General features: G+C 59.0%; 15 protein-coding genes. 5 read left to right on the top strand and 10 right to left on the bottom strand.

Going from position 1 to position 16,308, the window contains the following annotated elements:
* Nucleotides 1–102: 102 nt before the first annotated feature.
* Both VMJ32_06930 and VMJ32_06925 read left to right on the top strand, forming a co-directional pair.
* The gene (locus VMJ32_06930) at nt 103–2,682 is read left to right on the top strand and encodes a hypothetical protein (GenBank protein HTQ38743.1); all 2,580 of its coding nucleotides are present in this window, start codon (nt 103–105) and stop codon (nt 2,680–2,682) included.
* Nucleotides 2,683–2,803: 121 nt separating this feature from the next.
* A complete protein-coding gene (locus VMJ32_06925; protein ID HTQ38742.1) occupies nt 2,804–3,787 on the top strand; it encodes a hypothetical protein in 984 nt (327 codons plus the stop codon).
* Between the two features lie 68 nt (nt 3,788–3,855).
* Here the strand turns inward: VMJ32_06925 and bioA are convergent, their stop codons facing one another.
* From bioA to VMJ32_06875, 10 genes are all read right to left on the bottom strand, one after another.
* Nucleotides 3,856–5,205, bottom strand: a complete 1,350-nt coding sequence (gene bioA / locus VMJ32_06920) for an adenosylmethionine--8-amino-7-oxononanoate transaminase (GenBank protein HTQ38741.1) — start codon at nt 5,203–5,205, stop codon at nt 3,856–3,858.
* A 215-nt stretch (nt 5,206–5,420) separates the two neighbouring features.
* Nucleotides 5,421–6,206: an SAM-dependent chlorinase/fluorinase gene (locus VMJ32_06915; GenBank protein HTQ38740.1), complete on the bottom strand. Its 786-nt coding sequence runs from the start codon at nt 6,204–6,206 to the stop codon at nt 5,421–5,423.
* A gap of 43 nt (nt 6,207–6,249) precedes the next feature.
* Nucleotides 6,250–7,719, bottom strand: coding sequence for an Asp-tRNA(Asn)/Glu-tRNA(Gln) amidotransferase subunit GatB (gene gatB / locus VMJ32_06910; protein HTQ38739.1), 1,470 nt, complete (start codon nt 7,717–7,719; stop codon nt 6,250–6,252).
* A gap of 21 nt (nt 7,720–7,740) precedes the next feature.
* Nucleotides 7,741–9,279 (bottom strand): Asp-tRNA(Asn)/Glu-tRNA(Gln) amidotransferase subunit GatA, encoded by a 1,539-nt coding sequence (gene gatA, locus VMJ32_06905; protein ID HTQ38738.1) that lies wholly within the window; start codon nt 9,277–9,279, stop codon nt 7,741–7,743.
* A 91-nt stretch (nt 9,280–9,370) separates the two neighbouring features.
* Complete coding sequence (gene gatC / locus VMJ32_06900) at nt 9,371–9,703, bottom strand: Asp-tRNA(Asn)/Glu-tRNA(Gln) amidotransferase subunit GatC (GenBank protein ID HTQ38737.1); 333 nt, start codon at nt 9,701–9,703, stop codon at nt 9,371–9,373.
* 71 nt (nt 9,704–9,774) lie between these two features.
* Nucleotides 9,775–10,071 (bottom strand): 50S ribosomal protein L28, encoded by a 297-nt coding sequence (gene rpmB, locus VMJ32_06895; GenBank protein HTQ38736.1) that lies wholly within the window; start codon nt 10,069–10,071, stop codon nt 9,775–9,777.
* 107 nt (nt 10,072–10,178) lie between these two features.
* Nucleotides 10,179–11,117, bottom strand: a complete 939-nt coding sequence (locus VMJ32_06890) for an inositol monophosphatase family protein (GenBank protein HTQ38735.1) — start codon at nt 11,115–11,117, stop codon at nt 10,179–10,181.
* A gap of 46 nt (nt 11,118–11,163) precedes the next feature.
* Nucleotides 11,164–11,601, bottom strand: a complete 438-nt coding sequence (locus VMJ32_06885; protein ID HTQ38734.1) for an Rrf2 family transcriptional regulator — start codon at nt 11,599–11,601, stop codon at nt 11,164–11,166.
* A gap of 554 nt (nt 11,602–12,155) precedes the next feature.
* Nucleotides 12,156–12,755 carry a signal peptidase II gene (locus VMJ32_06880; GenBank protein ID HTQ38733.1) on the bottom strand — a complete coding sequence of 200 codons (600 nt, stop codon included), beginning with the start codon at nt 12,753–12,755 and terminating at the stop codon, nt 12,156–12,158.
* A 47-nt stretch (nt 12,756–12,802) separates the two neighbouring features.
* Nucleotides 12,803–13,177, bottom strand: a complete 375-nt coding sequence (locus VMJ32_06875) for a TraR/DksA C4-type zinc finger protein (protein ID HTQ38732.1) — start codon at nt 13,175–13,177, stop codon at nt 12,803–12,805.
* Nucleotides 13,178–13,573: 396 nt separating this feature from the next.
* On the opposite strand from VMJ32_06875, the gene thrC reads away from it, so the two are divergent.
* From thrC to VMJ32_06860, 3 genes are all read left to right on the top strand, one after another.
* Complete coding sequence (gene thrC / locus VMJ32_06870) at nt 13,574–14,893, top strand: threonine synthase (GenBank protein HTQ38731.1); 1,320 nt, start codon at nt 13,574–13,576, stop codon at nt 14,891–14,893.
* 86 nt (nt 14,894–14,979) lie between these two features.
* A complete protein-coding gene (gene dapB, locus VMJ32_06865; GenBank protein ID HTQ38730.1) occupies nt 14,980–15,783 on the top strand; it encodes a 4-hydroxy-tetrahydrodipicolinate reductase in 804 nt (267 codons plus the stop codon).
* A gap of 140 nt (nt 15,784–15,923) precedes the next feature.
* Nucleotides 15,924–16,292 carry a hypothetical protein gene (locus VMJ32_06860; protein HTQ38729.1) on the top strand — a complete coding sequence of 123 codons (369 nt, stop codon included), beginning with the start codon at nt 15,924–15,926 and terminating at the stop codon, nt 16,290–16,292.
* The last annotated feature ends 16 nt before the right edge of the window (nt 16,293–16,308 follow it).

Here is a 16,308-nt window from a genome sequence, read left to right as displayed (position 1 = left end):
TTAAGCCGATCTTTAGGTGGATCGAGATGCGCCGGGGTAGGTCCGCGCGCACCGTGCTAGCATTTCGGACTTTGTGATTTTGCTTTTCGAGTTGCCTTCCGCATGAGCCGCTCCACCGCCGCCGGAACACACACCGTTAATTTGATGCCGCTCTTAGACGTGCTCCTGTGCACCATGGGCACGCTGATCGTCATTTTGGGCGTCATCAATCGCGAAGCCCGGCTGCATCCGGCCAAGCGCATGGCGGGCAAGGCTGCCCAGCAGCAAGAGCTTGTCGATGCCAAGGAAGACCTGCAACTGCGGATCCAGGAATTGACAGGCTCCCGCGAAAAAACTCTGGCCGATTTGGAAACCAGCCGTCAAAAGCTGGCCGGCGTGGAAGATTCCACAAGAGAAATGGAAGATCACCTGCAGGCCCTCGTCGCTGCGGGTAAAGAATTGAAAGCCAGCCACGACAACGATCCGCAGCGCGATCAGCTCCGCACACAACTCGCGCTACTAAACGCCCAGCGCATTCAATTGGAAAAAGATCTGCAGCGCGCCCACATGGATTCCGCCAATCGTCAGCCGGCCTATGCCGTGGTTCCCTTCGAGGGCATGTACAAAACCAACCGCCGCCCCATTTACATCGAATGCCGCGCCGACTGCGTTATCTTGCAGCCCGAGGGAATTGTCTTCCAACCGGAAGATTTCCTGGGACCTGGCGGACCCAGCAATCCGCTGGCCTCGGCCTTGCGGGCCGCGCAGGAATATTGGCGCAACGCTCCGCGCCCCGCGCCTGACTTGCCGAATGAGCCCTACCCGCTGCTCTTGGTTCGCCCCGATGGCATCATTGCCTATTATTTGGTGCGCGACGCCATGTCGTCGTGGGATGCCGAGTTCGGTTACGAGTTAGTCGGGGAAAATTGGAAACTCGATTTCCCCATGCAGCCCGAACCGCAATTGAAAGAACAAGAAGAGCGCGCCGTCGCCGACGCCCGGCAACAGTTGCAGTGGCTCGCGAAAATCAGCCCCGAATTATTCGCCCGAAAATCGAGCAAAGTGGAGTACCACGTTTCCCCTTTCCGCGGCGGCGTGGTGCGCGACGGTGGACCGTCCCTGGGCGAAGATCCGTTTGCCGACGATCCATTGGGCGGCTTTGGCCGAACTGGTGTTCGCGGTGGCGGCGGCAACTTCACAGGGGGCGGCAACAACCAATACGGTGGCGGCAACCCCAACGGCGATCGCTACGCCAACGGCGGAAATAACGCTGGCGGCACACTAGCATACGGGGGAAATGTGCCCGCTGGAAATCTGGGCGGCAATAGCGCCTTTGGCGGCAGTGCCTCAGGCATGAGCGGTTCGGGCCCGAATGGTTCCGGCAGCGGATTAAACAGCGGCGGCATGTACGGAGGCGGAAACGGCGTTGCTCCTAATGGAAATGGCCCTGCTGGAAATGCTCCTTCTGGAAATGGTCTGGCAGGAAATGGACAGGCGGGCGACGGCACGAATAATTCTGCATTAATTGGCGGCGGACCAAATAGTGGTACGGTGTTAAGCGGTCCAACACCCAGTGGCGGACTATCCACTGGCCCTGGCTTCCCAGGCGATCAACCGGGCGGCACTGGCGGCAGCGGATATTTGGCGGCCGGCCCCGGCGGCAATGGCTCAGGAAATGGCAGTGGCTCCGCTAATGGCAGTGGCTCCGCAAATGGCGGCGGCCCTGAATTCGACAATGTCGGACCCCGTTATGCCGGCGCCCGCAATAGCGGCAACGGTTTTGGCAATGGCACCGCAGGCGTTGGCACAGGAAACAGTGGCAATCAGAATCTCGCCAATGGCGCTGCATCGACCGTGGCCAATGGCGAACGTGGAATGAACGGCGGCACTCCCAGCGAATACGGTGGCGTATTATTGCCCAATTCTGCGTCGGGCCCATCAGTTTTCGGTATCGCATCGTCGGGTTCTGGTTCCGGTTCGCCGGGCACCAATGGCGCGGCGGGCGCAGCAGGCGCGGCAAATTCCAGCGCCGGCTCTTCCGGCGGTCCCTACGCGGTTAGCACCGGACCATTGGGCGGCAGTTCCGCCTACGGCACTTACGGCGGTTCGGCATCGTCTGGCGGTACGGGGAGTAGCGGCAGCGGTGGAATGTCGTCTTCATCAGGCGGCGATTCGTCCAGTGGCGGATCGTCTTCAGGCGGCCAATCTAGCAGTATGTTCGGCGGCTCCAGCGATCCCAACATGCCCGCCGGCGCGCCTTCCATGTCGTTCGATCTCACGCCCCAACAGCAACAAAACGCGGCCTCATACGATCCATCTACCCAGCAATCATCAAGCTCTTCGTCATCATCGCGCAGCCTGGCGAAAAATCGTGGCCACAATTGGGCGTTGCCCAACAGTCGCACTGCGTCGATTCCTGTTGATCGCCCCATCCGCGTGGAATGCTGGCCCGATCGGCTCGTGCTGGTGCCCGACACCCGGGATCAGCAGGCCCAAGTCATTCCGCTGGGCGCGCGGACGGAAGACTCCGTCGATCCCCTGGTGAGCGCGATACGCAGCTACACCAAAAGTTGGGGCATCGCCGGCCGCAGCATGTATTGGAAACCGCAGTTAGTGTTGAACGTGAACCCCAACGCCGACGCCCGCGCCGCCGATTTACAAACCCTTCTGGCCGACAGCGGCTGGGACGTGAAACGAAAATAAACAACGAAGCTAACGACTGTCGACAGTACAACCGCTTGCGGTTTAGCCGCCGCCGACCCTGAACCCTGAACCCTACTTCTCTTCACCCCTCACCTCCTCACCCCTCACCCGTCACCCTCCCATGCAGCGCAACGATAACACCAACATCGAACACGCCGGTCAGGATTCGTTCCTCGACATCACCACCAACATCGTCGGCATTCTCATCATTCTCGTGATGGTGGTTGGCATGCGGGCCCAAAACCCCATCGTGCAGGCATCCACGACGCCAGTACCCTCTGCGGAAGAATTGGAATCGCTGAGCAAGCAGGCTGCTTCCATCGAATACGACGTACGCCGCATTGGGCAGGAAGCGCAAGCGGTCGACGCCGACAGCGGCGCCAAAAGTGCCGCCCGCGAATCGCTGGCCACGATGATTGCGGCCGCGGAAAAAGAAATCGGCGATCGCCGGGAGCAGCTCGATTCCTCAAAGCAGGAAGATTTCGACCTGCGTCGCCAGTTGGAAGAAAGCCAGGCTGACTTGGAGCGCGGCGAAGCCGAACTGCAAGGCCTGGAAGCACAGAAGCCGCCGACCGTAGAAATCCGCCATTATCCCACCCCCATCAGTCGCACCGTGCTGGGGCACGAAGTGCATTTTCAATTGCTCGGCGGACGCATCGCCTATGTGCCCGTGGACGATTTCATCGAAGACGTACGCTCCGATATTCGCACCTCGGGCATGGATTTGAACAACATCGCCGACCGCGTCGGCGTGGTCGGGCCACGGAACGGTTTCGAATTCCGCTACACCATGGATATTGTCGCCGACCACGGCCGCATCGTCGGACTGCGGGCAAAAGAATTCCAGGTGGTGCCCACCGGCACGCAGGAGGGCGAAACGTTTGAGCAGGCCATGCGGCCGACTTCGGCATTTCACCAGGCGTTGGCACTGCACAGCCCCCACGACACCACGGTCACGCTCTGGACCTATCCCGATAGCTTTGAAACTTACCTCCAACTCAAGGAGGAGCTGCATCGGCTCGATTTTGCCACGGCCGGCCGCCCGCTCCCGATGGGAGTGCTGATCGGCGGCTCCGATCACGGGACAAAATCTTCGGCGCAATAAAGAAGCAATTAGCGGCTAGCGATTAGCAATTAGCAACGGCCATCGGCTTGCCGGCTAATCGCTAATTGCTAGTCGCTAGCCGCTTTATCGATTCCCCGCTCCACGGCAGCGCAAATCCGATCTAGTTCGTCCAACCGTATCGACAGCGGTGGCATGATGACGATTACATTGCCCAGCGGGCGAACGAGCACGCCTTCCGCCATGGCCGCTTCACAAGCCCGCCATCCGCGGCGCTCTTGCCACGGATAGGGTTCTTTCGTCGCTTTGTCGCGCACCAACTCCACGCCGGCGATTAATCCGCATTGCCGAACGTCCCCCACGTGCGGATGCCGCGCCAATCGCGCCAAACGCTCCGCCAAGCGGGCCATCTTTGGTTGTAGTTTCGCCAGCGTTTGTTCTTCCTCAAAGATTTGCAAATTCGCCAGCGCCACCGCCGCCCCCAACGGATTGCCGCCATAAGTGTGTCCGTGAAAAAACGCTTTCGACTCCCCATACGTCCCCAAAAACGCTCGCCAAACTTCGTCCGTCGTCAACGTGGCCGCCAGCGGCATGTATCCCCCGGTGATTCCCTTGGCCAGGCACAAAAAATCGGGCGTCACTTGCTCGTGCTGGCAAGCAAACATGCGGCCCGTGCGGCCAAAGCCCACCGCCACTTCGTCGGCGATGAGCAGCACGTCGTGTTGGCGGCATAAATCACGCACGCCGCGCAAATACCCGGGCGGATGCGTGATGATGCCCGCCGCACATTGGACGAGAGGCTCGATCACCACCGCCGCAATACGCCGATGCTGGTCATTCAGCACCGTTTCCAATTCCCCCAAATAATGCGTTAACGCCGTTTCGGCCCGCACTCCACTGGCAAGCCGATACATGTCGGGCATAGGCACGCGAATCACTTCAAACATCAGCGGTTCGAACATGGCGGTGAATCGATCGACCCCGCCCACGCTCACGCTCCCCATCGTATCGCCGTGATAGGCTTCCCCCAGCGCCACATACAGCGTTTTTTCCGGCCGCGGATCGGGCCGCTGCCGCCAATACTGAAACGCCATTTTCAAAGCGACTTCCACGGCCGTCGCCCCGTCGTCGGAAAAAAATACATGCTTCAAACCCGCCGGCGCAATATCGACCAATCGCTTGGCTAGCTCGATGGTCGTGGGGTTCGACATGCCCAGGTTCGTGACGTGGGCCACGCGCTCCAACTGCTCGACAATCGCCGCATCCAGCCGCGGATGCCGATGCCCGTGCAAATTGCACCACAGACTGCTGGTGGCGTCCAGATATTCTCGCCCGTCGATGTCGACCACCGTGCAGCCCTGGCCGCGCTCCAAAATCAGCGGCTTATACTCCGCCATTTGCGTGAAAGCGTGCCATACTATTTCGCGATCCCAACGCAAAAGTTCGTCACGGCTGGGCATGGCGGAGTAAGTGGCAAGGGGTTGAAAGATGATTGCTCAAGGCGAATATAAGAGATCAGCAATGACCAATAAATATTTAGCCGCGAGGGCTCACCCCGCGCTTGCGGTTTAGCAAATCCCCCATTCGACCAAAATCGGCCCACCCCGCGCTTGCGGTTTAGCAGATTCACCACTCAACCACAACCCGCTTGCCCCGCGCTTGCGGTTTTGCAGATTCACCACTCAACCACAATCGGCGCACCCACACCGGCTTTTAGCATCCCTGCCGCACTCCCATTGACCACCGCAATTTCCAGATAACCACTGGAACCAATCAGCGCCGTCAATTCGCCCGGCTTCCGCTCACTATAAACTTGCGCCAGACCGGCAATTTCGCGCCCCGCACATTGAATTCGGACCGCTGGCATTTTCTCAGCGTCGCCAAGCTGTGCCGCGCCGATGTTCGTGATTAAATTTCCAAACCGATCGATCCACCGCACGGTTCCATCCACGCGGTTGCCGCTGCGGCGCGGCTCGGGCCAATCGAGCATCAACAATTCGTGCAGGGCAGGCCCCAATCGCTCCGATTCCAATCCCAGGCTCAACTGTGCGGCGACAGGCGCTAAAATGTCGCGCCCATGAAACGTGCGCGAAACTTCCGGCAGCCAAATTTCCGCATTCGCCAGTTCCACGATCCGCGCCGGCTTGTGGCGCTGGGCCAACAAGCTGAGCAATCCATTGTCAGGCGCTAAATACTGCTGATCGCCAATCCGCGCGTAAATCAGTTTTCGCGCAGTTCCCACACCCGGATCGATCACCCCCACGTGAATCGCCCCGGCCGGAAACCACGGCGTCGCTTCGGCCAACACCACCGCGCCGTGCCGCACGTCTTGCGGACCCACCTCGTGCGAAATATCAACCAGCCGCACCGCCGGATGGATGCCCAACATCACCCCCTTCATCGCCGCCACATACGGACTGCCGGAACCAAAATCGGTAGTGAGAGTGATGATTGCAGACATGACAATTCAAAATGCACCAGCCACTGCTGCGGCGACGAGAAACTTACATCTTCCCCGCCAGTTCCAGACATATTTCCCGAAAGCGGCCCGGGTTGACGTTGGGATTGCGCTTTTTCGCCTGGCCGATTAAATTGCCCGCCGCTTGTGCCTTTCCGGCCTTCAGATCGGCCACAATTTTCGGATTAGCAGCCAAAATCTCGCCCGCCATGGCGATCAATTCGATCTCGTCGACTTTGGCAATGCCCAGCGCCGCTACGGCTTCCGCCACCGATTTGCCCGCCAGCATTTCGACAAACACTTCGCGGGCTCGGCTAGTGTTGAAATCGCCCGCCTGTACTCGGCCAATTAAATCGGACAGCGCCGCGGCGCGTACTGGGAAATTCTCAATCGGCACGTTTTTCTCGTTCATTACTCGCAGCACGTCCTGAGTCACCCAGTTCGCGGCCGTTTTGCCGTCTTTCACGGCATCGGCCAGTTCGACGAAGTACGCCACGAACGGCCGGCCCTGATTTACAATCACGTCGCTGTCGTACGCAGTGATCCAGTACGTCGCTTCCAAGCGGGCCCGCAACTGTGCTGGCAGTTCCCCCAAACTGGCCCGCACTTTTTCGATTTGCGCAGGTGTCGTGGTCACCGGCACTAAATCCGGCTCGGGAAAATATCGGTAATCGCTCGATTCCTCTTTCTCTCGCTGCCCGCGAGTCATGTTCGCCGCGTCGTCCCAGCCGCGCGTTTGCTTCGGCCGCTTGCCAATTTCCACGTGGTCTTCCTGCCACACGTCGTATTGCCGCTGTGCTTCGTACTCCAGCGCTCGCTCCACGGCCCGGAAGCTGTTCATGTTTTTAATTTCCACAATCGGCGTTTTGGCCAGCCGACCGTCGCTCTGCGGAATGTGCAGATTCACATTGGCATCGACCCGCAAACTTCCTTCCTGCATGTTGCAGTCGGATACTCCCAAATACGTGAGCAGCAATTTCAACTCCGTGAGATACGCCTTCGCTTCCAGCGGCGAACGCATGTCGGGCTGGCTCACAATTTCCAACAGCGGCGTGCCGGTGCGGTTCAAATCAATCCGGCTGTCGGCCTTTCCATGCGCCTCGTCGTGCATGCTCTTGCCCGCGTCTTCTTCCAAGTGTGCCCGAATGATGCCGACTCTTTTATTTTCAAACCGCCCCTTGGGATCGCTGATTTCCAAATACCCATCGTGCGAAAACGGCAAATCGTACTGGCTGATTTGGTACCCCTTGGGCAAGTCGGGATAGTAATAATTTTTGCGGTCCCACTTCGTGAACGGCGCAATTTGGCAGTTCAGCGCCACCGCCGTTTTCAGGCCCAGCTCGAACGCTTGCCGATTCATCACCGGCAGTGTGCCGGGCATCCCAATGCATACCGGGCAAGTTTGCGTGTTCGGCGGGGCGCCAAACTTCGTGCTGCACGGGCAAAACAGTTTGCTCGCCGTGAGCAACTGCACGTGCACTTCCAGGCCGATAATGGTGATATAAGGGTCAGACATTTTGGAACCAAGCTGATAATTTCACAGCGGCGGTTTGCGCGTGTGCCAGTCGGTGACGGTTTGAAACATGTGGGCCGCGCGCAGCAGTCTTTCTTCTTCCAGCGCGGGGCCCTGCAGTTGCAGGCCAATCGGCAGGCCGCCGCTGCTGAATCCGCACGGGAAAGCGATGCCCCCCAGGCCCGCCAGATTCAGGCTCACCGTGTACAAATCGACCAGGTACATCGCCAGCGGATCGTCGCTTTTCTCGCCGATTTTGAAAGCCGGCGTGCTGGTCACCGGTCCGGCGATTAAATCGACCTCTTTGAACGCATCGTCGTAATCCTGGCGAATCAGCCGCCGCACTTTCAGAGCTTTGAGATAATAGGCGTCGTAATATCCGGCGCTCAGCGCGTATGTGCCCAGCATGATGCGGCGTTTCACTTCCGGGCCAAAACCTTCGGCCCGAGATTGCCGATACATGCGCACCAGAGAGTTGTCCAAATCTGCCAGTGCGGCTTTGTTCCCGGCCGCTTGCAATTGCTTGGCTTCGTCGGCCAGGCGAGCGTTCATTTTCGCCACGTCGGTGCGATAGCCGTAATGCACGCCGTCGTAACGGGCCAAATTGCTGGAGGCTTCGCACGGGGCGATAATGTAATACGTGGCCACGCCGTATTTGGCGTGCGGCATCGAAAGCTCTTTCACCTGCGCGCCCAGCGATTGATACACTTTGAACGCTTCGCGCACGGCTTGCTCCACTTCGCCGTCGAGGCCCGGCCCGAAATGTTCGCGCACCAGTCCTAGCTTCAATCCCTTCAGCGGCTCGCGCACGGTTTTCGAATACGGCGGTACCGGCGTGGTGACAGAAGTTGAATCGCGCGCATCGTGCCCGGCAATTGCTTCGAGCAACAATGCCGCATCTTCTGCCGTCCGCGCCAGCGGGCCGATTTGATCCAAGCTGCTGGCAAACGCAACCAGTCCGTATCGGCTCACTCGACCATACGTCGGTTTCATGCCGGTCACGCCGCACAGACCGGCCGGTTGGCGAATCGACCCGCCCGTGTCGGTGCCGATCGAAAGACACGCCATCCGTGCGGCCACGCAGGCCGCCGCGCCCCCGCTGGAGCCGCCGGGAATGCACTCCAAATTCCACGGATTGCTCGTCGGAAAAAACGCCGAGTTTTCGTTAGAGCCCCCCATGGCGAACTCGTCCATGTTGGTGCGGCCCAGGAACACGGCGTCGGCGGCATGCAGTTTTTCGATAATGGCCGCATCGTAGGGCGCTTTGAAGTCGGCCAACATTTTCGAGGCGCAGGTCGTCAGTTCGCCTTGGGTGCAAATCAAATCCTTCACCGCCACCGGCAAGCCGCCGAGCAGGCCAATCGGCAGCCCCTTGGCGCGCCGCTGGTCAATTTCTTTGGCGCGCTTCAGTGCCGCAGCGGCATCGTAGCGCAAAAACGCTTTGACCTGGCCATCGTGCTGTTCGATTTGCTCGATGAAGGCCTGCGTCACTTCGGCCGACGAGACACGCCGGGCGTTCAAATCGGCCAGCAGTTCAGCAGCGGTGCGATCAGTCAGCGACATGGAGAAGAAAGTAGGATTTAGGAAGTAGGATGTAGAATTTGACCAGCGACAAAATTAAGCGCTCGCGCCCAAAATCCTACATCCTGCGTCCCTATTCGCCTAGCACGGCGGGGACCAAATAGAACTGTTCGTCATGCTGCGGAGCATTGGCCAAAGCCTGGGCTCGATCGAGCGATGGCTGCACTTCGTCGGCCCGAAACACGTTGGTCATTTCCACGGCATGGGCCATGGGCTGCACCTGTTTGGCTTTGATCTCCTCGTCCAGTTCGGCCAACTGTTCGATGTACGCCACAATGCCGCCCAATTGCGTGGTCAGGCGGTCCAACTCTTCCGGGTTCAGCAGCAGCCGGCCCAAGAGCGAAACCTTTTCCACATCTTGCCGGATGAGTGCCATGTTTGTGTTGCGTGTAAACGTGCAACCCATGGGCTTGCACTTGAAATAAATTCCATAAAGCCGCGACCGTTGGTCGCGCTGGCAGCGCTAATCGACAACCCTCAACTCGCCGCCGCCGCCGCTTTCGCTCCCTTGCCTCCTTGCATGGTCAGTTTGAACGGAGCGCGGCGGACCAGCTTGGTCACCGAGCCGCGGCGAATGCAGCGGGTGCAGACCAGCATGCTGGTGTTCGATTTGCCCACGGTCACGCGCAGCCGCTGCAAGTTCGGCTTGAACTGCCGCCGGGCAATGCCCGTGACTTTGGTCCCCACGCCGCCCAAATACTTGGCCTTACCGCGGGTGGTGACGCGGTTTCCCATCGTGGCCGATTTGCCGCAAACTGCACAGTGACGAGCCATCTGCAACCTCGAGCGTTCTAAGTCTGTTGTGTCGATAAATGACGAACTAACCAGTATATCGGTTCAGCCACGGCGAACAAGGGCGAACTGAAAGCGTAAATTGCCTCTCATTTCACCAGCCGCAGCACTTCGTCGAGAACCAACCCGTTTGTGGCGATGCCTTCGCCGCTGTGAATGGTGGGGCGGCCTTGCCAATCGGTGAACGTGCCGCCGGCTTCTTGCAAAATCGGCAACAGGGCGGCGGCGTCCCAGACGTTCATCACCGGGTCGACCATCGCTTCGGCTCGTCCGGTTGCGACCAGCATGTAACCGAAGGCATCGCCCCAGGTGCGGGTGAGTTTGGCGGCCTTCGTCAACCGCTCGAAGGCCGGCCAGCCGCCGCGCTTATGAAACCCCGTTAACCCGCTGGTGAGGAACAAACCCTCTGTTAAGGTTTTTTTCTGGGAAACTTTGGCCGGCGCCGGCGCTGCCTTGCCGCGCACATACCAGGCCCCCTGCCCTGCGGCGGCATACACCATTTCGTCCGTGGCGGGCAAGTAGATGACCCCGATTTCGCTGGTGGAGTTCGCGCTCCGCTCCGCAGACTGCGCGTCGCGGCTAAACTCAGCACCGCGGCTCGATGAATCATTAAACGATTGTTCGACGCCGATCAACACTGCATACAGCGGCACGCCGTGGATGAACGATTTGGTCCCGTCGATGGGGTCCAAAATCCAGCGGTAACCGCTTGTGCCCGACTGCTCGCCGAATTCTTCCCCCAAAATGCCGTCCTCGGGAAAGGCGGCGGCAATGCGCCGGCGAAGCAATTGCTCCGATTCCCGATCGGCCACGGTCACCGGCGAGGCGTCGTGCTTCAAATCAACCTGTAAATCGCCGCGGCGAAAATAGCGCAGCGTCAGCGCGCCGGCCTCACGGGCGGCATCGACAGCCAATTTCAAACGGTCGGAAAGCGCGTCGCTCATTCCGTCCAGATTAACCGCCGCCGAGCGTACAGGAAAGCCGGATACCGCTCCGGTGCATCCTGCTACCGCACTGCGCTGCGACATGCCCGTTTGCTCGTCGCGGCGAAACGTTCCCTCGACTCTCAGAACCTCATCCCGGCCATTCCTCCTTGCTGCCATTAATTCCTTTCCGCTGCGGCGGCACCAGCGAGGAAATTTTGATGCCGCCTAATTGCTTGCGGGCCAACGCGGTCACCTGTTGCAGCGCCGAGGAAAGCTGCTCCACCGATTCCGGCGGGAGCCCCTCGGCCAACGGTGCGTGCGCTAGCACCGGACCGTCGATCGCTTCGATCAGGTCCAAGAGCGAAATATCCTCGGGCTTGCGCTCCAGGGTATACCCGCCGTCCACGCCGCGGGTGGAGTGCAAAATTCCATGCGTGACTAAATTGCGAAGAATCTGCAGCAAAAACCGCTCTGGCATCTTGCCCTGTGCGGCCAGTTGACTGCAGGGAACCGGCGTGCCGGGTTCGGCTTCGGCCAATTGCAAGGTGGCCTGCAGCGCGTACCCGACGGTGCGCGAAAGTTTCATCGGAGTGCCTTTGCGTCTACGATCGGGAGCCAGCACTATGTGCGTAGATCGCTTGCGAGATCCCTACTCACAACGGCATTTGTTGCTCATCAGACAAATCGAAGTACGGCGGGGAGCATTTTACCCAAATTCGTCGGGCTCCCGCTGGTCGTCCTTGCGATTGCGTCATGCTGACAAGCAATCATGGCCCACAATCTTGCCGTGGTTTGACAACAAGCGAAAACAACGAGGCACGGATAGGAACGAGAACAGCAGCCGAGCTTATTCCCCAACCTTCGCAACGGCGGCGGCTCTCGGGGCGGCGCTTGAAGGAGCGACGCTCATGCAGGCACCTCCTTTCAGCACATGGGCCAAAGAGTCTTTACGAAAATCGATGAATGATCTCATGAGTTGGCCAAGAGGATTCCAATCCCACTTGAAACTCCACTCAGCCACATTCCCCCTGGACAACGTGGGATTTTAGAGCGGTTGGCCATCTGTGTCAAATGTTTCTTGGGGGAATTTTAAGGAAGTCCTTAAAGAGAGGGGGGAGAACGCGGCAGCATCCCCCACGATTAACCAATGCTCGGCCGTGCCGAATCGACCGGCGCGTTGTCCGCGGCACGACGATTGCGCTCGCGCCACGCCACATGCCAGAACAGCATGCATGCCCCCAAAACCAGCAGGCTGTCCGCCAGGTTGAACACCGGCCAATCGAAATGAATTTTCCGGATTTCCAAATGCAGCCAATCGCGCACCGCATGCACCACCTGTCCGGCCCGTGGATTGGGCGGTTCCCACACCAAGCCGGGCAATCCCAACCGATCGTACAAATTGCCGAAAATGCCCGCCATCAAAACGCCCAGCGCCACCGTTAGCCACCAATCGTGCCCGGCGCCGGCAAAAAACAGCCAATAAAAAATGCCCATCGCCGCCAGCACCGACAGCCCCGCAAACACCCACGTCATGCCCTGCCCCAAACCAAACAAGGCCCCCTCGTTCAAACTCGTGGTCAGGCTGAACACCCCGGGCGCCAGCACAATTGGCGGGCTTTCATACGGCATGCCCAGTTTGGCGAAAATCCAATGTTTGGTTGCCAAGTCGGCGGCACAACCGACAATAATTAGCCCTAGAAACAACGCAATTCGCGATGCCGGGACTGGAGTCGTGGCCATCCTGTGACCTACTCAACAAAGGACCGGAGGAAACCTGCCCTATGGGCTTAGCCCCGCGTTTCCATTTTCGAGGCGCACTTCACGCACAACGCCGTGTAGGGAATGGCTTCCAGCCGGGTCTTGGGGATTTTGGTGCCGCATTCTTCGCAATCTCCGTACGTGCCCGATTCGATTCGTTCCAACGCGGCTTCGATGGCGCCCAACGTCACTTCGTCGTTTTCCATCAGGCTCAGGCTGAATTCCTGCTCGAAATTGTCGCTCCCCAGGTCCGCCATGTGGATCGGCATGCTGGAAATGCTGCCGTTGGCTTCCGATTGATTCTTTTTCAATGCGGCATCGGCCAACTGGTTGACATCCCCCCGCAAACGAGCCCGTAAAGCGACCAACAAACCTTTATATTCCTTCGCTTCAGCCTTCTTCATTATTAAGTACTCCCGCGGTGAAAATCCCTGGTTGGAAGCCTTTGGATTGTGGCGAAACCACGATTATAAACTCAGCCCCAGTGAAGTGTCAAAGGGCCGGATGAACAGGTGGTGGGTCAATTTGAACATAGCCCGACTGTGTCAGTCGGGAAAAGCGGCTGTCGGAATTTCAAACTGACCCACTACCGATGAACAGCTAAATGGGCCACTGTTTACGACTGTGCTTCCAGAATGTAAGAGCCTAATCTAGACTGAATGATTCGGCATACAATGGCTTGATCCGTCCATGCTAGCTGCCAGGGTGTTCCCATTAGCGTCGCCACCAAAACCGATGTCGCCTTCCAACGCTGCGTTTCCCCCAGTTGCGGGCAAACTTACGGTATCGAAGAAGTGCGCGTGGCCTGCGATTGCGGCCACTTGGTCGACGTGGCCTACGATTGGAACCGCCTCCGCCCGCCGACCTCGCTGAAATGGTTCGAAAACAAATGGAGCCGCCGGCACGAACCGCTCTGCTTCAGCGGCGTGTGGCGATTCCGCGAGTTGCTCCCCTTCGCTCCGCCGGAAATGGCCGTCACCATTGGCGAAGGCCAAACGCTGCTACAACTGGCTCCGGCCGTCGGAAAATACGTGGGCCTGGATCGTGGCCAACTCCATTTGCAATACGAGGGAATGAACCCCTCGGGCAGCTTCAAAGACAACGGCATGGCGGCCGCCTTCACTCATGCCCGGCTGGTCAACGCCAAGCGAGCCGCCTGTGCCTCGACCGGCAACACGAGTGCGTCGATGGCGCTCTATTGCGCTGTCACGCGGCTGATGAAAGGCATTATTTTCATCGGTTCTGGCAAAATTTCATATGGGAAACTTTCGCAGGCGCTTGATTACGGCGCGCTCACCGTGCAAATTGCCGGCGATTTCGACGACGCCATGCAGCGTGTGAAAGAAGTTTCGGCCAAGCTGGGCATTTACTTAATGAATAGCGTCAACCCATTTCGGCTGGAAGGGCAAAAAACCATCATGCTCCGAGTGCTGGAAGCCCTCCGCTGGGAACCGCCCGATTGGATCGTCGTCCCCGGCGGTAACCTCGGCAACTCCAGCGCGTTTGGCAAAGCCTTCGCCGAGATGAAAGAGATCGGCCTCATCGACCGCGTGCCCCGTTTGGCCGTCATCAACGCCGCCGGTGCCAACACACTGTTCGAATTATACCAGCGCCGCGGTCTGCGCTGGAACGGCGGCCAGCCCGACGAAAATATTATCAATACTTATTATGCCGAGCTGGCCGCCGCCGGCCGCCGCGCCGACACCATCGCCAGCGCCATCGAAATCAACCGGCCCGTCAGCCTCACGAAGTGTTTGCGGGCGCTCGAAGTGTGCGACGGCGTGGTCCGCGAAGTCACCGAGCAGGAGATGTTAGACGCCAAAGCCCAAGTGGGCGCCGGCGGCTTGGGCTGCGAACCCGCCAGCGCCGCCAGCGTAGCCGGAGCAAAAAAATTGATCGCCGAAGGGGTGATTGGCAAAGACCAGCGAATCGTCTGTATTCTCACTGGCCATCAATTGAAAGACCCCACCGCCACCGTGGCGTACCACACCACCGATCAGGAAATGTTCAACAAAGTATTAGGCAGCCGCGGCGTCAAACGGGCCGCCTTCGCCAACCGCGCCGTCACGGTGAACAACAATTTGGACGAAATCATCCGCGCCATCCAGTTATACAGTTAATCCAATCCAAACGGCTCAGCGACCCGCTTGCGGCTTAGCACGTCCCTCCAATCCATAATTCCACTTCTTCGACGAAGCACTTCCTCATGCTCGACACTCCCATCAAAATCGCCGTTCACGGAGCCGCCGGCCGCATGGGCCAACGCCTGATTGCCCTCGGCTCCGTCGATGACGAATTGCAAATTGCCGCCGCGCTCGATTCCCCCAAGCACTCCAAACTCGGTGAAGATGCCGGCCTTATCGCGCGGCTGCGGAAAATCAATGTGCCTTTGGCCGCCACGTTGAACGTGCCCGTGGATGTGGTGATCGATTTTTCCATTCCCGCCGCCACCATGGCGATTTTGAAAACGTGCTTGGAGAAAAACATCGCGCTGGTCGTCGCAACCACCGGGCTCGATGAGCAGCAGCAGAAGACCGTCGAAGCCGCGGCCCAAAAAATTCCGCTCCTCTGGTCGCCTAGCATGAGCCTGACGGTGAATTTGGCCATGCGGTTGGCCGAAATTTGCGGCCGCGCGCTGGCCGAGCACCCCAGCGGCGCCGACGTGGAAATTATCGAGCGGCACCACCGTTATAAGGAAGATGCCCCCAGCGGCACCGCGCTGAAGTTCGGTCAAATCATCGCCGACGCCATGGGCCTCACCAAGCATCAACATGGCCGCGAAGGCCGACCGGGCCAGCGCCCGCACGAAGAAATCGGTTACCACGCTGTCCGCAGCGGCGACAACCCGGGCGAGCACACCATCATTTTCGGCCTGTTGGGCGAAACGCTGGAAATCACGGTTCAAGCCACCAACCGCGATTGCTACGCCCACGGCGCGCTGGCCGCCGCCAAATTTCTCGCCGGCAAACCCGCCGGCCTGTACGGCATGAACGACGTGCTGGGACTGTAAAAAGCAAAAGGCAGAAAGCAGAAAGCAGAAAGCAGAATGATACAATTCAACCTCTTGACATAGAATCTGAATTGCAATGTTCGCAATGAGCAAAATGCCATCTTCTGCCTTTTGCCTTCTGCTTTCTGCCTATGCTCATCATGGCTAAATGCGAAGAAGGATACCTGTGCGACGTTTGCAGCGGTGATGTGGCCGAAATCACCGATAGCGATCTCTACCTGCGCTACGTCATCGGCGAAGTCGATCCCGAAACGCTCCACACGCTGCGCGAACGCCACATCCGCTGCAATCCCACGCTGGCGCAATTTATTGTCGACGACGATTTCGCGCCGGTCGTCATCGATGGTGCGTTCGACAAGCGGCAGCTCGACCCCAACTATGTCCGCCAGCGCCAATCGCTCGTCACCCGCGGCTGGCGGCGGCTCAAAGAAATCGCCGGCCTCGACCTGCCCATCATCGACTATCCGCTGCCCGAAGTGCGTGCCGCCCACGAGCGCTCCACACAATGATCTCGCGCAGAGACGT

It is taken from the genome of Pirellulales bacterium (assembly GCA_035499655.1).
In the GTDB taxonomy this organism is placed as follows: domain Bacteria; phylum Planctomycetota; class Planctomycetia; order Pirellulales; family JADZDJ01; genus DATJYL01.
This window is presented reverse-complemented; position numbering and strand designations above follow the sequence as displayed.

Coding starts and splice junctions, on each gene's coding strand:
- gatC (HTQ38737.1), bottom strand. CDS start 9,703: ATGGGTTGCACGTTTACACGCAACACAAACATGGCACTCATCCGGCAA.
- VMJ32_06885 (HTQ38734.1), bottom strand. CDS start 11,601: ATGAAACTTTCGCGCACCGTCGGGTACGCGCTGCAGGCCACCTTGCAA.
- VMJ32_06930 (HTQ38743.1), top strand. CDS start 103: ATGAGCCGCTCCACCGCCGCCGGAACACACACCGTTAATTTGATGCCG.
- rpmB (HTQ38736.1), bottom strand. CDS start 10,071: ATGGCTCGTCACTGTGCAGTTTGCGGCAAATCGGCCACGATGGGAAAC.
- bioA (HTQ38741.1), bottom strand. CDS start 5,205: ATGCCCAGCCGTGACGAACTTTTGCGTTGGGATCGCGAAATAGTATGG.
- VMJ32_06925 (HTQ38742.1), top strand. CDS start 2,804: ATGCAGCGCAACGATAACACCAACATCGAACACGCCGGTCAGGATTCG.
- dapB (HTQ38730.1), top strand. CDS start 14,980: ATGCTCGACACTCCCATCAAAATCGCCGTTCACGGAGCCGCCGGCCGC.
- VMJ32_06915 (HTQ38740.1), bottom strand. CDS start 6,206: ATGTCTGCAATCATCACTCTCACTACCGATTTTGGTTCCGGCAGTCCG.
- gatB (HTQ38739.1), bottom strand. CDS start 7,719: ATGTCTGACCCTTATATCACCATTATCGGCCTGGAAGTGCACGTGCAG.
- gatA (HTQ38738.1), bottom strand. CDS start 9,279: ATGTCGCTGACTGATCGCACCGCTGCTGAACTGCTGGCCGATTTGAAC.
- VMJ32_06880 (HTQ38733.1), bottom strand. CDS start 12,755: ATGGCCACGACTCCAGTCCCGGCATCGCGAATTGCGTTGTTTCTAGGG.
- VMJ32_06875 (HTQ38732.1), bottom strand. CDS start 13,177: ATGAAGAAGGCTGAAGCGAAGGAATATAAAGGTTTGTTGGTCGCTTTA.
- VMJ32_06890 (HTQ38735.1), bottom strand. CDS start 11,117: ATGTCGCAGCGCAGTGCGGTAGCAGGATGCACCGGAGCGGTATCCGGC.
- VMJ32_06860 (HTQ38729.1), top strand. CDS start 15,924: ATGGCTAAATGCGAAGAAGGATACCTGTGCGACGTTTGCAGCGGTGAT.